Origin of the sequence: Pontibacter actiniarum (assembly GCF_003585765.1) — a bacterium.
Classification (GTDB): Bacteria; Bacteroidota; Bacteroidia; order Cytophagales; family Hymenobacteraceae; genus Pontibacter; species Pontibacter actiniarum.
The window spans coordinates 4,589,520-4,607,208 of sequence record NZ_CP021235.1 but is presented as its reverse complement, the minus strand read 5'-3'; the positions used below and the strand labels follow the sequence as shown (position 1 = coordinate 4,607,208).

15 protein-coding genes are annotated in these 17,689 nt (G+C 56.6%); 6 read left to right on the top strand and 9 right to left on the bottom strand.

Annotated features, from left to right (window positions below; translation table 11 throughout):
* Positions 1 to 17 precede the first annotated feature (17 nt).
* Positions 18 to 3,968, bottom strand: coding sequence for an AAA domain-containing protein (locus CA264_RS20025; RefSeq protein ID WP_025609184.1), 3,951 nt, complete (start codon positions 3,966 to 3,968; stop codon positions 18 to 20).
* Between the two features lie 472 nt (positions 3,969 to 4,440).
* Between CA264_RS20025 and CA264_RS20015 the strand changes: the two genes are divergently transcribed.
* The 5 genes from CA264_RS20015 (at position 4,441) to CA264_RS19995 (ending at position 7,614) form a co-directional block, all read left to right on the top strand.
* Entirely contained in the window at positions 4,441 to 5,523 is a 1,083-nt protein-coding gene (locus CA264_RS20015) for an alpha/beta hydrolase family protein (protein ID WP_025609182.1), read from the top strand.
* A 62-nt stretch (positions 5,524 to 5,585) separates the two neighbouring features.
* Positions 5,586 to 6,065: an NUDIX hydrolase gene (locus CA264_RS20010; protein ID WP_025609180.1), complete on the top strand. Its 480-nt coding sequence runs from the start codon at positions 5,586 to 5,588 to the stop codon at positions 6,063 to 6,065.
* A 69-nt stretch (positions 6,066 to 6,134) separates the two neighbouring features.
* Entirely contained in the window at positions 6,135 to 6,974 is an 840-nt protein-coding gene (locus CA264_RS20005) for a class I SAM-dependent methyltransferase (RefSeq protein ID WP_025609179.1), read from the top strand.
* A 113-nt stretch (positions 6,975 to 7,087) separates the two neighbouring features.
* The gene (locus tag CA264_RS20000) at positions 7,088 to 7,381 is read left to right on the top strand and encodes a Bor family protein (RefSeq protein WP_025609178.1); all 294 of its coding nucleotides are present in this window, start codon (positions 7,088 to 7,090) and stop codon (positions 7,379 to 7,381) included.
* 47 nt (positions 7,382 to 7,428) lie between these two features.
* On the top strand, positions 7,429 to 7,614 hold the full coding sequence (locus CA264_RS19995; protein WP_025609177.1) for a hypothetical protein: 186 nt from the start codon (positions 7,429 to 7,431) through the stop codon (positions 7,612 to 7,614).
* A 6-nt stretch (positions 7,615 to 7,620) separates the two neighbouring features.
* On the opposite strand, the gene CA264_RS19990 is transcribed toward CA264_RS19995, so the two are convergent.
* The 5 genes from CA264_RS19990 to CA264_RS19975 form a co-directional block, all read right to left on the bottom strand.
* A complete protein-coding gene (locus tag CA264_RS19990) occupies positions 7,621 to 8,565 on the bottom strand; it encodes a ComEA family DNA-binding protein (protein WP_025609176.1) in 945 nt (314 codons plus the stop codon).
* An 8-nt stretch (positions 8,566 to 8,573) separates the two neighbouring features.
* A complete protein-coding gene (locus CA264_RS21990; RefSeq protein WP_162912100.1) occupies positions 8,574 to 8,732 on the bottom strand; it encodes a hypothetical protein in 159 nt (52 codons plus the stop codon).
* Between the two features lie 5 nt (positions 8,733 to 8,737).
* Positions 8,738 to 10,390, bottom strand: coding sequence for a sodium-dependent transporter (locus CA264_RS19985; RefSeq protein WP_025609175.1), 1,653 nt, complete (start codon positions 10,388 to 10,390; stop codon positions 8,738 to 8,740).
* 155 nt (positions 10,391 to 10,545) lie between these two features.
* Entirely contained in the window at positions 10,546 to 11,457 is a 912-nt protein-coding gene (locus tag CA264_RS19980; protein WP_025609174.1) for an SDR family oxidoreductase, read from the bottom strand.
* A gap of 2 nt (positions 11,458 to 11,459) precedes the next feature.
* Positions 11,460 to 12,110 carry a peptidylprolyl isomerase gene (locus CA264_RS19975; RefSeq protein ID WP_025609173.1) on the bottom strand — a complete coding sequence of 217 codons (651 nt, stop codon included), beginning with the start codon at positions 12,108 to 12,110 and terminating at the stop codon, positions 11,460 to 11,462.
* A 305-nt stretch (positions 12,111 to 12,415) separates the two neighbouring features.
* On the opposite strand from CA264_RS19975, the gene CA264_RS19970 reads away from it, so the two are divergent.
* On the top strand, positions 12,416 to 13,975 hold the full coding sequence (locus CA264_RS19970) for an alanine/glycine:cation symporter family protein (protein ID WP_025609172.1): 1,560 nt from the start codon (positions 12,416 to 12,418) through the stop codon (positions 13,973 to 13,975).
* A gap of 140 nt (positions 13,976 to 14,115) precedes the next feature.
* Here CA264_RS19970 and hemC read toward each other — a convergent pair whose 3' ends face one another.
* The 3 genes from hemC to CA264_RS19955 all read right to left on the bottom strand — a co-directional run bounded on the left by hemC (position 14,116) and on the right by CA264_RS19955 (position 17,631).
* Positions 14,116 to 15,066: a hydroxymethylbilane synthase gene (gene hemC, locus CA264_RS19965; protein WP_025609171.1), complete on the bottom strand. Its 951-nt coding sequence runs from the start codon at positions 15,064 to 15,066 to the stop codon at positions 14,116 to 14,118.
* Positions 15,067 to 15,173: 107 nt separating this feature from the next.
* Positions 15,174 to 16,298, bottom strand: a complete 1,125-nt coding sequence (locus CA264_RS19960; RefSeq protein ID WP_025609170.1) for a DNA polymerase III subunit — start codon at positions 16,296 to 16,298, stop codon at positions 15,174 to 15,176.
* 127 nt (positions 16,299 to 16,425) lie between these two features.
* A complete protein-coding gene (locus CA264_RS19955; protein ID WP_025609169.1) occupies positions 16,426 to 17,631 on the bottom strand; it encodes a GlmU family protein in 1,206 nt (401 codons plus the stop codon).
* Positions 17,632 to 17,689: the final 58 nt, after the last annotated feature.

The following is a 17,689-nucleotide window of genomic DNA, read 5'->3' as shown; positions in this document are numbered from 1 at the left end:
GCCCCAAAGCCGCCGCCTTAGCTTTTCACTTTTCTGGCTTTCAGCTCGCTGATCGTTTTCTCCGGCTTTTCCCAGAACTGCCGGCTATACACGCTGCGGTAAGGCCAGTGGCGCTGCCGCAGCAGCAGCGGAATGTCGGCATGGGAGTGGCGCACGGAGAGGGCGCTGTAGTAGAGGTCATCGTCTGTGAGCACGACACCCTGGTAGGCCGCCTCCTTTACCAGTGTCAGGTCGGCAAAGGGCACTTCCTGCTTCAGGTGCGGCAACTGCTGCGCGAGCATGCCTTTGAGCAGCGGCACATGCGCAGGGATGCTTTCTCTCCTGGGCTGATACTCAAAATACCGACGGCTGACCTGCTGCGCATAGTGCAGGTAGTCTTTCAGCAGCCTTGGCCCAGCATGCAGCGTATGCTCTACCTGCAGTTGCTCCGCCCTGATGCTGCTCACCACCACCACCTGCTGTTTGGCGCGGGTAACGGCCACGTTCAAGCGATTCTCTCCGCCGGACTGGTTCAGGCTACCAAAGTGCATGGCCATCTTGCCCTTCTCATCCGGCGCGTAGCCCACCGAAAGTATAATCACTTCCTTTTCGTCGCCCTGAATGTTTTCGATGTTCTTGACCAGCACAGAGGCCGGCACGGTGATGCTCTGCGCCTGCGCGGCCTCCTCCAGCAGGTCCTGCACCAGCATTTGCTGCGCGTAGTTAAAAGTGATGACGCCCAGCTCCTCCTTCCCTGCCTGCAGGTACTGCAGCACCAGCTCCACCACGCGCTGCGCCTCCGGCAGGTTTTGGTTCTGCTGCCACAACCCGTGCACCTTTACAAAAGTGATGGCAGGCTGGCGGGCGTTGGCATCCAGCAGCTCCGGAATCAGCTCCAGCTTGTTTTTATAGAAATAGCGGTTCGAGAACTCGATCAGCTCAGGATAGCGGCTACGGTAATGCTGCGTCAGCATGGTCTGGGGCAGGTACAGCGCGCACAGCTCCAGCAAAGACTCAGCCGACAGTTCCTCCACCTGCTCCTCGCCCTCGGCCCCGCTCCAGCGGGCGCGGTAAATATCCGATGGCTTTAGCTGCTGTGCATCACCGGCCACTACCACTTGCTTGCCGCGTAGCATAGCCGGTATACCGGTTTCGGCGTAGCACTGCGAGGCTTCGTCAAAGATTACCAGGTCAAAGCAGCGCTCCAGCGGCAACACCGCCGACACCGTTTCGGGCGAGGCCAGCCAGCAAGGCACCAGGTCCAGCATCTCCTCCGAAAAAAGCTCGAACAGCTTGCGGAGCGGGTACAGGCTGCGCTTCTTGCTTACCTGCGCGTACAGGCGGCGATACGTGACCGGGTTGCCCAGGCGGTTCACCTCAATGTCTTTGTAAGCCTGCTCCCGCAACCGCGACAGCACGATCTCCTGGCTCAGCTCCTGTTTTTTCAGCAGCAGCTGCTGTAGTTCCTCCTCCACACGCTCCAGCTCCCCGTTGCTCGGCATGCGCAGCTCCGGGTGCTGCCCCTCCAGCTCATGCAGCCAGGCCAGGTACAGGCTGTTCAGCAACAGCGCCTCACCCTCTTTCGCCGTTTTTATGCCCTGCTCCAGCAGCAGACCGGCCACCTCGCGCTCTGCCGCGGTAAAAGAAACCAGCAGGCCGTCAAAAGCCACCAGGTGCTCAAACACCTCCGGTAACTCCTGCAGCAAGGCCGCCTGGTACTCCTTATCCTGCGTCAGGCGCTGCACCTGTGCCTCGGTAAGCCAGTTTAGCCACTTTTTATACGTCTCTTCGGCCTGCGTTATACTTTGCACCAGGCTTTGCAGGTGCTCGGGCAGCTGCACCACCCCCAGCAGCTTTTCGTGCAGCACCTTGCCTCGGTGCAGCTCCCGGAGCAGCTTGTGCACCTGTATCGCCTGCTCCATTACCTGCACCCGCTGCAGTACCTCGTTAGGGTGCTCGGTTATCTTTAGTCCGGATTTTATACTTGCGTTGATGCCCTGCATAAGCTCTTCGGCCTGCCGGCGCAGCACCAGGCGGCGTTGCAGTTCGCCCACGCCGGCCTCGTCCAGGGTGAGTTTATACTTTGCCAGCGCTTTCTTCAGCGTCAGCTTTTCGGGGGAGAAGTACCAGCTGAGGCGCTGCAACAACTGGCCCTGCTGCTGCTCATAGGTCGCCACGGCCGCTTTCACCGCGGCAACGTCTTCTGTGGCAATGGCAGCATCAGGGGCCGGGCACACCAGGTAGAGTGCTTTCAGCCGCAGCACTTGCGTCTGCAGCTCTTTCGGCTCCGTGGGCCGCTGCAGCAACGGCTGAAGCGCCTGCAGCACGCCCTCCTGCTCCAGCAGCTCCTGCAGCTTCTGTATACGCTCCAGCGACTGGCTGTACTTTGGCAGCTCCTCCAACCCAAAGGCATAGCCGCTCAGGTCGGTGATGTGCTGCTTCAGCGCCGCATGCTCCCCGGGCAGCGCCTGTATTACCTTCTCCAGCTCCTGCCGCTCCTGCCAGGTGTAGTCTTTCATGTTGCGGCGCTCCTGCCACACAAATTCCTCCTTTTGCCACGGGATGGCCTGCTGCAGGTACTGCCGGAGGCGCGGCAGGAACTCAGCCACCGTTTCGGCGGTCAGGTTTTTAAAGTATGAGTGGAGGGGGATGTGCGGCTGCTGCAGGCTGCTGCGCAGGTACAGCTCTTTGGGAGACCAGCCGCTGCGGCCCGCATCGAAGAGGGCTGCTTTAAAGCTCTCGAGCTTCTCCAGGCTCTTGTTAATGCCCCGGCTCACCTCCAGAAAAGTGCGGTCTGTGTAGATGCTGTTGAGTGCCAGGTTCTGCTTTTTGTACGCGTCCAGCTGCTCCACCTGCTCCCGGAGCTGTGCGAAAACGGCTTTGCGGTCGGCGTTGATGTCGTGCAGGAGGGCGGCAAAAGGGCCTAACCCCTGTTGCGACAGCCTCCGGTGCACCACATCCAGGGCGGCGCGCTTTTGGCTCACCACCAGCACTTTCTTGCCCCGTGCGGTAAAGTCAGACACCAGGTTGCAGATAAGCTGCGATTTGCCCGTGCCCGGCGGCCCCTGCACCACCACCGACTGCCCCTGCTTTACCGCCTGCAGCGCCGCCTCCTGCGAGGCATCCATGGCAAAGGCGGTAAAGGTGTGCTGCGCCTGCGTATTCAGGTTGATATGCTCCTCGGGCGTGCCGAACAGCTGCTCCATTTCCTGCAGCCCGTCCTGCTCCAGCAGTGCATCGTAGTCGGAGAGTAGAAAAGAAGCCGCCTGCGGAAATATCCCCAGCACCGCCTCCTGCTCCAGGTGCAACTGCCCCGGCTTCAGCGCTGCCTCGTAGTCTGCTTTTTTATAGTCTGCAAAGGGCTTTAGCTTTTCGGCGAAGAACTCGCGGCCCGCGTTTATACTTAGCTGCTGCTCCTTGAGTAGCTCGTATACTTTGGTGCGGAACTCCAGCGGGTGCTGCGGCAGCGTACTCAGGTCCAGCTCCAGCAGATCCTCGGCCAGCGGCGTGCCCATGTAGTGCGCGTACGCCAGCAGAAAGCTTTGGTTAAACTGCGGCGGCTGCACCTCATCCGGCTGCAGCTCCCACTCCTGTGCTGCGTTTACCTGCAGCCGCACCGGGAAGAACAGCAGCGGGCAGCGCACGGCGGTGCCGTCCGAAAAACTGCCGTGCACGAAGGGCCAGCCCAGGTACAGCTCCTTACTCCCGCGCTCCTCCAGAATCATCTCGGCCTTGCGCTTTATAAAGCGCAGCCTGCGGCTCACGGCGGCCACCGGCGCGTGCCGGCTATCAGCGTAAGGGCTCAGGCTGATCCGTTTCCTGCCGCTCAGCAGCTGCTCCAGCACCTTAAAGGCAGGTTTACCGTTCAGGAAATCAACAGCCTCTACATCCAGGTGCAGCTCGCGGTACAGGCGCAGCAATACCAGGGCTCTGTTGCTGGAGCCGAGATTAAGTAGCCTGCGCCGGTAGTTTCTGAGGATATCTTTCATGGTGTACTGCCCCGTTAACGAAAGAAGTTAGCGGAAAGTCTAAGCGAATTAAGCAAGTTAGCAGGATTTGGCCAGAGTTGGAAGTGAGCTCCAAAAACAGCGGGGCTGGTTCTTCTGTGCTTTCCTGCCGTGGCCTTGCGGGTGAAAGCCGCTTCAAGCGTAACCAAACCAACAGCGTATGTTGCAGGCACAGGGCCTTTAAAAATGGCGTGCGCCCCTTGTTCAGCTACGCCGCCTGCCGCAGCGGCTTTACCTGCAGGCTTGGGCATGGCGCCCGCCTTAAAAGCTGGCAAGGCCCGATTACAGCGAACCGGCTGCTTGTTGTAACTGCCCGCACAGGCCTCTGCTCCACGGGAGCTGTGGCGTGCGCGCTGCCTTCTCTCCCAAAGTGCGGTGCAACATTTTTATCATAATGCAGTTCTTGTAGAAGTACAACCAAAGCATACCTTTGCGCCTGCTAAAACAACTATAAATGAAAACCCGCTTTCACTCTTTTATACTCCTGCTGCTACTGTGCCTGGGGCTCTTCTCCTGTAAACAGGAGGACAAGCCCATCCCGCCGATTGAGCGCATGGAGCAGTACTCTACCGTAAAGAAGTACCCGGGCAAGGTGAGCACCGAGAGCCTGGCTGCCTGGAAAAAGGCCCTGCCCGAAGTACAGGACGTACGCATTAAGTCTACTGCAGACGGGCAGGTAGAGCCAGCCTTGTTTTATACTTCTGAGTCCAGCAGGAAGAAGCCGCTGCTGGTGGTGCTGCACAGCTGGAGCAACACCTACCTGCAAGTGCCCTCGCTGCCTTTCGCGCTCTGGGCCAAGAAGTATGACTGGGCCTTTATCCAGCCCAACTTCCGCGGCATTTTCGATAACCCGGAGGCAATGGCCTCTGATGCGGCCATTCAGGATGTGGTGGATGCCGTAGAGTACGCCAAGCAGCACGCCAACATCGACACATCGCGCATCTACCTGCTGGGAGCCTCTGGCGGTGCCATGACCTCCCTGGTTTCTGCCGGCCGCCACCCTGAGCTATGGGCTGGTGTAGCCGCCTGGGTGCCCGTTTTTGATGTGCCCGACTGGTATGACTTTAACCTCTACTACCCGCACCGCAAGTATATCGCCCAGATAGAAACCGCTCTGGGGGGGAAACCCCTCCCGGGAACAGCAGCAGAGGCCGAAGGAAAAAAGCGCAGCCCGAGCACCTACATCCGACAGGCGAAGGATGTGCCCATCCTGATAGCGCACGGTATAAACGACCTGCTCGTGCCGCCCAGCCACTCCATCCGCGCCTTTAACGCCCTGGCGCACCCCTCCGACACCATTTCGCAGGAGCAGATGGCGTACATCGTAAAGGAGCAGAAATTACCCGAGAGCCTGGAAGGCAACTACAGCGACGAATATTTTTCGGAGGCAGACCCAGAGGTCGTGTTCACCCGGGAGTCCGGCAACGTAAAGCTGCTTCTGTTTGTGGGCGTGCACGATATGGCCTACAACCCCACCCTGCTCTGGCTAAACGAGCAGCGGAAGCAGCTAACACAGGACACCACCAAGGTGCAATAAATCCTTGTCGCCACATATCAAGTATAAATCTATGACTAGCTTTGTACTTGACACGTTAGCAGATGACATCAAAAACTCCCCCTGACGCAGGTAAACCCAAACTGGAAACAGTAGACCAGGTTTCTTCGGGCGGCGTGGCTTACCGTATGGCGGACGCAGGCGTAGAAGTGGCGCTGATATCGGTGGGGACGCCTGTGCGGTGGCAACTGCCAAAGGGCATCGTGGACGCGGGTGAAACACCCGAGGCAACAGCCCTGCGCGAGGTGCGCGAGGAAGCCGGCATCCAGACCAGGCTCCTCCAGAAAATCGAGACGATAACCTACTGGTACGTGGGCGACCGCGGCAAGCAGCGCGTGCGCTTTCATAAGTTTGTCCACTTCTTTCTGCTGGCTTTCGAGTCCGGCAGCGTTGCGGATCACGATCATGAGGTAAACGAGGCGCGGTGGGTACCACTGGCGCAGGCCCAGGAGATGCTTGCCTTTAAAACGGAGAAACAGGTGCTGGAGAAGGCGGAGAAACTGATACACGGGATGGAGCAATAAGGCCGCAGTAGCGCGCCGGCCCTCCCTCTGCCGATGACATATTTTTACTTAGTACAACAAGCAAACAGAATGGTAGCAGTATCAAACGAACAACCCGAAGAGAAGTACCTGCACGGCTACTCTCCGGAAGAGCAGAACCGCCTGTACAAGCAGGCAAGGTTCATGGAGAATAAGATTTACTCCGACATCGACTTTTCCACTGTCACGAAACTGTTGGAGGTAGGCTGTGGCGTTGGGGCTCAGTCTGAGATTTTGCTGCGCCGTTTCCCCCACCTGTTCCTGACGGGCGTTGATTACTCTGAGAAACAGATTGCCCAGGCACGAAAGTACCTTTCTACGGTACTGTATGCCAAAGACCGTTACGAGCTGCTGCAGGAAAACGCCATGGACATGAGCTTTACGTCGCAGGCAGATTTTGACGGTGCCTTTCTGTGCTGGGTGCTGGAGCACATTCCGGAACCGGCACGGGTGCTGTCGGAGGTGCGCCGCGTACTAAAGCCCGGCAGCCCGATCGTAATCACGGAGGTGCTTAACTCCAGCTTCTTTGTGGAGCCCTACTCGCCTAACGTGCTGCAGTACTGGATGCGGTTCAACGATTTGCAGTATGACTTAAGCGGCGACCTGTTTGTGGGCGCCAAGCTCGGCAACCTGTTGCAGTCAGTGGGCTTCCAGCGCATCACCACTGAGACCAAAACCTACCACCTGGACAACCGAAACCCTGCCAAGCGAGCCGAAATGATTGGCTTCTGGACGGAGCTGCTCTTAAGCGGGCTGCCGCAGTTACTGGAGGCCGGCTACGTGGATGCCGATCTGGCAGAGAAGGTGAAAGAGGAAATGCGCGCGGTGGCCAAAAGCCCGAACGCGGTGTTCTTCTATACTTTTATACAGGCAAAGGCCTTTACCTCGTAGCACACAGCCTGGCGCAGGACACACTATCTTTTCACCAATGGTCTATTAAGTATTAGAATTTATATATATTTGCCCTGTATTAAATTTTTGTACTTTTAGCACAATTCATTGTTATGAAAAGAAATCTTACGCTATTTGGAGCTGCCTTCCTTATGTCTACTATGATGACATCCTGCTACACCTACACCTTCTCTGTTGGAAAAGGTGCTCAGTCAAATGTAGAGGTAAAGAAAAAGAATCATTATGTAGTTTATGGTCTGGCTCCCATCAGCACATCAAACCCTGCTGAAATGGCCGGTGGTGCTCAGGACTACACGGTTAAAGTGGAGCACTCATTTGTGGACGGGTTGATAAACGGGCTTACCTTTGGCCTTTACAACCCAACTACCACCACCGTTACAAAATAATCAAAAAGGGCGGAGGCATACTTCTCCGCCCTTTTTTACTGTATAACATGAAAGCCATTGTCTTTGGAGTCTTTCTTCTCCTATTCGCCGCCTCTGCAACTTCTTTGCTTACCTTAGATAAGCAAGTGCTGTCATCGTTTGACCAAGGTGCGCTTACCGGAAGAGTAATTGTTTTACTAGTAGGCTTGAGCGGCACCTTCTATTCAGGCAAAAAGCTGCTAAAGAAAAACTAATCCTTCCTACAGCGCCAGGTACGGCTGCAGCTTTTCGTAAAGTTCCGCCGTTACCAGCTTTACCTGCCGCACATCCTCCACCTGCCCATACGTGCCGTGCTGCTCCCGGTAGGCCACAATAGCGCGTGCCACGTTGGAGGAAATGTACGGGTGCGCCTTTAGCTCATCAGCGGTAGCCGTGTTCAGGTGTAGCTGATTGGGCGCGTAGCCTTTCGCCACAAACGTATACTTCTGCAGGCTATCCACAACCTCGGGCTGCAGCCCATACACCTCCTGCAGTTGCGCCATGCTATAAAAGCCACCCAGGCCACTCCTGTACTTTACAATGCGGGACGATAACTTGCTGCCGATGCCCCGGATTTGCTTGAGCTGGGTAGTATCGGCGGTATTGACGTTGAAAGGCGCCAGGATGAACTTCTCGCGCGCAGGGCGACTGCTGCTCCAGTTTGGGTTGGCCGTGGGCTGGCGCCCGGCGTAGGCTCCCGGTTTATACTTGTTCGGCCGCTCCTCGGGCAACTGTATGTACGGGTACAGCCGCTGGAAAACAGAATCCGGAAGGCCGTAGATTTTGCCTAGCTCGGCTTTGTAGGTCAGGTCGCCTACTTTGCTGCGGTAGTTGAGGATGCGCTGCGCCAGGTACCTGGGCAACCCGAAGGCCTGCCACTCCTCCACCGTCAGCTGGTTGGGGTTAAAGGGGCGAAGCGCCACAGTTGCCACGCCGTACTTCGCTTTCGGCTCAGGTTGCTTTGCCTCCAGCTGCGCCACCAGGCTATCGAGCAGCTGGCGGTCCTGCGCGGAGGTAAAGCCGCCGCTCTCCGAAGTATAAACCCAGCTAAAAAGAAAAGGTGCTGCCGTAAGCAGCACCAGTAAGGTGAGAAGCACCAGAAACGCGTTTACCTCGCGCTGCGAAAAGCCAAAGTTCCTGCGTATCCAGTGCCTTAATTTTTTCATGTATCGTTCTACGGTCTTACCTGCCGCTCCGGTTCATCGTCGTTATCGATGTACGAATCCGGCTCCGGTTTCGGCGGTGTGTTCACCACGCGAAAGAAAAAGTAGATCATTAAGCCCGTTACCAACAGCATGGTGGTAAGCATGACAACTAGTGCAGATGTATTCATGGTGATTAAATTCTTCCTTCTCTAACTCTTTTTTTGTAGGCAATGTACACCAGCAGCGCGATGCTCAGGAATACGGTTACCAATAGTATACGCGAAGCGTTCACGAAGAACAGCGTGTCCTGCAGCTGCTGAATTACGGCCGGGTCTGTGGCCTCAGCCAGCTGGCGCTTCAGGCTTACGTTCTTAAGCTTGTTGATGATGGAGCCATCGTCCAGCACCCACTCTCCGGCAAAGGCTTTGCCCCAGTCGCCGCCCTTCGGCGTAACCAGCGAGCCAACAAACACCCACAGCAGCAACAGCGGCGTGATGAACTTGATGATGAAGCGGTAGATACCCGGCACCTTGATATCGGCGCCAGAGGTAATTTCGCGCCAGCCTTTGTTCATGCCAAACACCCACGCAAACAGAATTGTCTCGAAGAGGGCAAACACCACCAGCGACACGGTACCTGCCCAGTAGTCATACTCATCAAAAACGCCATACTTGAAGAACAGCACCGTAGGCATGCCCAGGATGAGCACGATCAGGCCGAAAGACCAGGCCGCAGACTTACGCTTCCAGTTAAACTCGTCCTGCAGGAAGCCGATCCAAGGCGTACCCATGGCCAGGGAGGAGGTAATGCCGGCGAAAAACAGCAAACCGAACCACATAAAGCCAGCCACGGCACCGATCACATCGCCCCACTGGAAGAACAGGTACGGCAGCGTTTTAAAGCCAAGGCCCAGGCCACCCAGCTGTACAAGTTCTGTTACGCGGTCAATGCCCAGGTAACCGATAGAGATCGGGATCAGGATGGAGCTGCCCAGCACAACTTCCACAAACTCGTTCATCCAGCCCGCTGACATGGCGTTCAGGGCGATATCGTCTTTAGAGCGTACGTAGGAAGCATAGCAGTGCACCGTACCCATACCCACTGACAGGGTGAAGAAAATCTGACCGGCAGCGGCAAGCCACACGGTTGGCGACCACAGCTGCTCATAGTTCGGAGTCCAGAGGAAGTTGAGGCCTACGGCGCTGTCGTTAATGGCACCGTTCTCACCGGCTGACACCGTAAAGCCTTTGTAGGCCAGAAACGCGCCGAACACGATCAGCATTGGCATCCCCACTTTTGCCACACGCTCCACGCCTTTTGCCAGCCCCTGCGACAGAATCCAGGTGTTCAGCAGCAGGCACAGCACGAAGAACACAACCGGCTCGAACGGTATGCCCAGCGTAGACTTGCCAATGGACACGTACTCGTTAAAGAAAGCGGCCACGCCATCCTGATCCAGGTCAGCGAAAGTGCCGGCCAGCGAGTGCATCACATAAGAAAGCGTCCAGGACTCCAGGTAGCAATAGTAGGAGGCAACGGCAATGTTTGTCCAGATACCGAACACGCCAATGTATTTCCAGAGGCGGTTCTTGTGCATGGTGTCCACGATGAAGGGTGTGGAGTGGTGCCCGAACTTTCCTCCGAAGCGGCCCATAGACCACTCTATCCAGAGGAGGGGAATACCCATGACCAAAAAACAGACAAGGTAAGGGATGATGAAGGCGCCGCCGCCATTTTGTACTGCCTGCACCGGAAAGCGCAGGAAGTTTCCGAGACCTACGGCATTACCGGCCATCGCCAAAATCAGACCGACGCGCGAGCCCCAGGATTCTTTGTTAGCACTCATAAAAAAGGGTAGAAGTGTTTAGTTTAGTTAGATTAAGGTATTAAGGTCGTAATTCACTGAAATTTAGGCACACAATATAGGTAATGCTTAGGACAGCACCATTAAAAATCAGATATTTTTAATGTTTAACCTGCATAGCAGGCGCTTCGGTACAGCTACCGTGACACAGGGGCTTGCTCCGCCACCACCCGGATGCCCTCCGCGAAGGTATGCGGGCGGTACCCCAGCTCGGTTTCCGCCTTGCGGATGATAAAACCGGTGCGCGCCGGTCGTTTGGCCGGCTGCGTAAAGGTGCTGCCGTCTGCTTTGTCCACCAGGGATTTATCCAGCGCAAAAAAGTCGGCTACCTGCATGGCCATGTCGTAAGGGGTCAGCATTTCGCTGCCCGAGATATTGTAAACGCCTTCTGCGTCGTGCGCTGCGGCCAGCCAGCAGCCCATGGCCAGGTCCTCGGCCAGCGTGGGCGTGCGAAACTGGTCCGTCACCACCCGGATCACTTTGCCGGCCTGCAGGCTATCGCGCACCCACAGCACAATGTTGGAGCGGCCCTGGTCGTTCACCACGCCGTACACCAGCACCGTGCGCAGGATGGCCCACTTGCACTTTGCCTGCTTCACGACCTCCTCTGCCATCAGTTTTGTTTCGCCGTAGAAGTTAACCGGGTTCGCCGCGGCTTCCTCATCGTAAGGCCCATTTTCCCCGTCGAAGATAAAGTCTGTGCTGACATGGATCAGGTGGGCGTTATACTTCTCACAGGCGTTTACCAGGTACTGCACGGCATCGCGGTTCAGCAACAGCGCTCCGTCGCGGTCGCTCTCGCACTGGTCCACATTGGTCATGGCGGCGGTATGGATAATGTGTGTCGGGCGAAACTCGCTCACCACCTGCTCTACCTGCTCCGGTTTGGTCACGTCCATACTTCTGAACGGCAGTGTCGGGAAGATCTCGGCCAGTTTGTTGTCGCCCCGGCTGGTCGCCAGCACTTCCACCTCCTGCCTCGGCAGCAGCAGCTCGGCCAGCTTTTGGCCCAGTAGCCCGTTAGAGCCCGTAATCAGTATTCTTTTCATCGTTATTTCTTCTCCAGCGTTTGTGTGTTGTAGTTATAGTCGTACTTCTTGGCGATCTTTTTCTTCTTCACCTCTTCCACCGTCACCTTCATCTCCACTTCAGACAAGGGGCGGTCGCGGCCGCCTTTCGGCAGCTCGGCGATCTTATCCACCACCTCCAGCCCGTCTACCACCTGCCCAAACACGGTGTAGACCTCATCCAGCATCGGGGTGCCGTTGTGGTTCTCCACAATGTAGAACTGGGAGCCACTGCTGGCGCGCTCCGGGTTCACGCGGTCGTCCTGGCGGGCGGCGGCCACGGCGCCGCGCACGTGCCTGTGCTTCGGGTTGATTTCGGCAGGCACCGTGTAGCCCGGGCTGCCCCCGCCGTCGTTCCGCGGGTCATCGTCTTTGGTGTTCGGGTCGCCCCCCTGGATCATGAAGCCGTCGATGATCCGGTGAAACGTGGTGCCGTCGTAGAAGCCCTCTCTGGCCAGCTTCAGGAAGTTGGCTTTGTGCTGGGGCGTGTCGTCGAAGAGCACCATTTTGATTTCGCCCTGCGGGGTGGAGATGGTTACAAGCTGGTCTTTGCCTTTGGGTTTCTGGGCCAGCACAGAGAGCGGCAGAAGCGCGGCCAGTGCCACTCCGGCAGCTATACTTTTCAGGAGTTTCATACGTATATACAGATCAAAATTTAGTTCAGGTTTCGTACCGGCCGTAGCTGGCAGGTTCTCAAATTTAATCCTTTTTGGCTCTCAATGACATTTTTTTGCCTTTTTCTCGTGCATCGCCGCCCCTGACCTGCACATTTAGCCACGCCACAACTGCCCCCCGTGGAACAGCGTACAAAAGGCAGCTCCACACGTTGCACAATACCCATTATTATCTGTACTGACAGAGGCAATCTGAATGTAAACTTTACATTGGCGTCAGAAAAAGTTAAATTTATGGATACTGACTAATCAACTAACCCTCATAAATGAAAAAATTCATACTATCTGCAGTGCTCAGTTTGGGGGCCTGCAGCTCCCTCTTTGCCCAAACACACAAAACCACCGTCGACGAAAGAATCGATGCTGCAGTCGGACCTACCGCCCAGTTTATCTCCGACATTATCTTTTATGAAGTCCGTGTTACAGACGACCTGGGGATTCCGCTGATCCTGGTTTGGCTGTTGGCCGGCGCCCTGTTTTTCACCTTCTACCTGGGCTTTATCAACATCAGGGGCTTCCGGCACGCGCTCGACATCGTGCGGGGAAAGTATAACCAGGAAAACGCGCCGGGCGAGGTGACGCATTTCCAGGCCCTGACGGCTGCTGTTTCGGGCACGGTAGGCCTGGGTAACATTGCCGGTGTCGCCATTGCCATCTCCCTGGGTGGCCCGGGGGCAACCTTTTGGATGATCCTGGCGGGTTTGCTGGGCATGTCGTCCAAGTTCGTGTCCTGCACCCTGGGTGTGAAGTACCGCGATGAGCACGCCGACGGCACCGTTTCGGGCGGACCGATGCACTACCTGAACAAAGGCCTGAGCGAGCGTGGCATGGCCGGTGTAGGCAAGTTCCTGGCTGTGTTCTTCTCCATCATGTGTATTGGCGGGGCCATAGGCGCCGGCAACATGTTTCAGATCAACCAGGCCACGCAGCAGTTTATAGCCGTAACGGGCGGCGAGGCCTCTTCTTTTTTCGGAGGCGGTAACGCCTGGATCTTCGGCCTGATCATGGCTGTGCTGGTGGGCCTTGTAATTCTGGGGGGTATGAAGAGCATCGCCCGCGTAACCGAGAAAGTGGTGCCGCTTATGTGCGGTGTTTACATTGTGGCCGCCATTATCGTGCTGCTTGCTAACTTCTCGCACATCCCGGAGGCGTTCGCCGCAATTTTTGAAGGCGCCTTTACAACCACAGCTATTGGTGGAGGTGTAGTGGGCGTGATGATACAGGGCCTGCGCCGCGGCATGTTCTCCAACGAGGCAGGCATCGGTTCGGCTTCCATTGCGCACTCTGCCGTGCAAACTAACGTGCCAGTTACAGAAGGTTTCGTGGCTTCGCTGGAGCCGTTTATAGATACCGTGATCGTGTGTACCATGACGGCACTGGTGATTATCGTATCGGGCATGTACCAGGTGGATAGCACCGGCGACGGCATTGCCCTTACCTCTGCCGCCTTTGCCACCGTTATCAGCTGGTTCCCGATTGTTCTGGCGGGGGCAGTGATCCTTTTCGCCTTCTCCACCATGATTACCTGGTCTTATTACGGTCTCAAGTCCTGGACCTACCTGTTTGGCCACAACAAAGCGGCCGATATCAGCTTTAAGGTGCTGTTCTGTGCCTTTATTGTACTGGGTGCCCCGATGCAGCTGGGCAGCGTGGTCGCCTTTTCTGATGCCATGCTGTTTGCCATGAGTATTCCGAACATGATCGGCCTGTACCTGCTCGCCCCCGTTGTGAAGCGCGACATGCAGGCGTTCCTGGCCTACGCACGCTCCTCCAAAAAGCAGCCGCTTACCGAAGATGCCGTAGAAGCCGAAGCAGCCAAAGCCTAACGTATACTTTGCTATAACAGAAGGGCCTCCTGCACATGTGCAGGAGGCCCTTCTGTTTAGTAGCTCTACGTAAACCTTCGCTTACAGCCCATACTATAAAAATAACTCACGTAGAAGTGCCGCAGCCCAGCGGCTATATGCTACTCGCCGCGCTCCGCTCTGATGCTTCTCAGAATCTCATCGCCGCCCTGGCCCAGGATGATGTTCGCCAGCTCTTCGCCCATCTCTTCGGCAGCCACTGTCGGCCCTTCCAGCGTTTCCTGCAGCAGTATTTTGCCATCGAGGCTTACAATGCCGCCGGTTATACTTACCCCTTCGCCAGTGAGCGTCGCCAGCGCGAAAGACGGGATGCTGCAGCCCCCTTCCATGGTGCGCAGAAAGGCGCGCTCTGCCAGCAGGCACACATGCGTCTGGGTATGGTTCAGCGCCTGCTTGAGACCCTTCTTCAGCTCCGGCTCCAGGTTTCTGGCGCACTCAATGGCGACGCTGCCCTGCCCGGCGGCCGGTATAAACTCGTACTCCGGGAACGTGTGCACGATCAGGTGATCGTAGCCCATGCGGGACACACCGGCATAGGCCAGCATCAGCGCGTCGAACTGCTTCTCCTCCAGCTTGCGCAGGCGCGTCTGCAGGTTTCCCCTGGATTCGGCCGTGGAGATGTTCGGGTAGTACTTTTTGAGCAGTGCCTTGCGGCGGGTGGAGGAAGTGCCGATCACGGCGTTGCTCTCGCGCTCCAGCTTAAAGTCAGGGTCAAAGCTCAGGATTACGTCGTTCACCTGCTCCCGCTCCATAAACGCCACCAGCTCCAGGTCGGCTGGTATCGTGGACTGCACATCTTTGGCGCTGTGCACGGCAATTTCTACCTGCCCCTCGCGCAGCGCCACCTCCAGCTCTTCGGTAAACACTCCCTTTGAGCCTATTTTATCCAACGACTTGTCCAGCACCTGGTCTCCTTTGGTGCTGATGATCACCAGCTCTGTTTTAAATCCGGCGGCCTGCAGTTTTTCAGCGGCTGCCTCGGCTTGCCACAGCGCCAGCTTGCTACCGCGCGTACCGATGCGTATCGTTCTGTCTGTTATGTTTTCTGCCATTTTATACTTGCTATGAGCCGCTACTGTACTTTATACTTGTGCAGCGCCTCTGTTTATACTTGTAACTAAGGTCAAGGGCAGCCCCTAATGAGCTCCCGTACCTGAAACTAGCCTTTACGCAGGAACCCGGCGATCTGAATGGAGCTGTCCACAAAGACCATCTTCGGGTTAGCGTTTCGCTCAATATGGTAATGGGCCTGGTTCAGCTCCTCTGCCAGGTCGCCGGCGTTGTTGCCGGTTATCACCTTCGAGAACTTCTGCACGAAGTCCAGCTCAGCGGGCGGCAGGAAGGAGATCAGCGAGGCATCCACGCCGAAGAGCATCACCTTCCGGAACAGGTTGAGCGCGTAAAGCAGAAAGTTCTTCTGGTTCTCGCGGCCCAGTGTCTGAAACTTATCGCTCATGTCCACCAGCTCCCTGAACTTATAGCTGTAGCAGTGGCGCATCCATTCGGTAAAGAAGGAGAAGTAGTCGCTGCTGATCTCGCTGGTGAGTTTGGCGGCGGCGTTCAGGCTGCCCTCGGCCAGCTGGGCGATCTGCCGGGCCCGGTCATCCTCCAGGTTATACTTCTGCTGCACAAACTGCATCACCTCCTGCTCCGTAAAGTTGCGCACCTGCATGATTTGCGTGCGCGAGGTGATGGTGGCCAGCAGCTTCTCCGCCGACTGCGACACGAGCAGGAACAGCGTTTGGGCAGGTGGCTCCTCCAGCAGCTTCAGCAGGGCGTTGGCCGCAGAGGGGTGCATGAGCTCGGGCAGCCAGATCACGACAATCTTGCAAGCTCCCTCAAAGGCCTTCAGTGACACCAGCTTTACCAGTTGGCGGCTTTCGTCTTTCGAGATGATGCCCTGCTTGTTTTCGGCCCCGATGTGCTGCATCCACTCATTCAGCCCCTGAAACGGGCTGCTAAGGATAAACTCGCGCCACTCGTTCATGAACTTGTTGCTCAGCGCATCCTTGCTCACCGCCTTGGTAGCGGTCACGGGCATCACGAAGTTAAAGTCCGGGTGCACCAGCCTGTTCATCTTCACGCAGCTGCCGCATGTTCCACATGAATCATCGGGCTGCTTGTCCTCGCAGTTAATGTACGTGGCGTAGGCCAGCGCCAGGGCCAGGTTTGCGCTTCCCTCCTGCCCCAGAAACAGCTGCGCATGCGCCACATGGTTCTGCTGCACCGATTTCAGTAACAGCTGCTTTGCCTCCTGGTGGCCGATGATTTGTGAAAACTGCACTTACTGAGTTAAGAGTTATATGTTGAGAGTTATGAGTTATCACAAAGATAAAAGACAAAGGGACAAAAGACAGCAATTGCAGAGCAACTCCCTTGTCTTTTGTCCCTTTTGTACCCTGTAAAAGGAACTAAGCCTTTTTATCCCAGACGCGGTATTGCTGCGTCTCTTCAAAAATATGGTTCAAGATGCCGCGCTCCGTCTGGTCGAGCTGCTTGTTACGGCGGGCCATCACCTTCTCGGCCACCTCCGTTACCTTCCGCATCTGGAAAGTCTCGAAGCCGGCCGCCCCGCCCCAGCTAAACGACGGGATGAAGTTACGCGGGAAGCCCGGCCCGAAGATATTCGCGCTCACACCCACTACCGTGCCGGTGTTGAACATGGTGTTGATGCCGCACTTGCTGTGGTCGCCCATGATGAGGCCGCAGAACTGCTGGCCCGTATTTTTAAAGCCGCCTTTGGCGTAGTTCCATATCTTCACCTCGGCGTAGTTGTTCTTCAGGTTGGAGGTGTTCGTGTCAGCGCCGATGTTAATCCATTCGCCCAGCACGGAGTTGCCCAGGTAGCCCTCGTGGCCCTTGTTGGTGTAGCCAAAGATAACCGAGGCCGCCACCTCGCCGCCCACCTTGCAGAAGGGGCCGATGCTCACGTCGCCGCGCATTTTGCCGCCCACGTTCACGTTGCTCTCCTCGCCCAGCGCAAAAGGCCCCTTTATCACCGCCCCCTCGTGCACCTGGGAGTTTTTACCCAGGTAAATCGGCCCGTTCTCCGCATTCAGGATAGCCGCACGAATCTTCACGCCTTCTTCGATAAAGATGTTCTCCTCGTTGTAAACGATGGTGTGCTTGTCTCCCACGGGCTGGCTCTGGCGCCCTGCGGTCAGCTTGGCAAAGTCGCTGCGGATCTGGCTCCCGTTCTGCAGGAAGATATCCCACACATCCCGGATAATCGTGCAAGACTCGCACTCGTGCTCCCGGGTAGAGGCATAGTTGGCCAGCTCCTCCACTTCGTTCAGCTCCAGGTTGTCGCCGTTGATGGCGATGAGCAGGCCGTTGTGGTGCAGCGACTCCCCCATCTTCAGGTTGAGGATGGCGGCTACGAGCTCCTCGTCGGGGCACACGGCGCCGTTTATGTAGAGGTTATGGAACCCCAGGTTGAGGTCATACTTCTGCTGCAGGTAGGGCTGTGTGAGATACGACACCGGCTCCCGCATGTACTCGCCCCATTTCTCGGCGATGGTCATGATGCCTACGCGCACCTCGGCCACCGGCCTGGTAAAAGTCAGCGGCAGCAGGTTTTGCCTGATGGTAGGTTCGTCGAAAAGTATGATGTTCATAGGACAAAAATAAAAAAGTCTTCCCGAAAATGATCAGGAAGACTTCTCTTTTGAAACG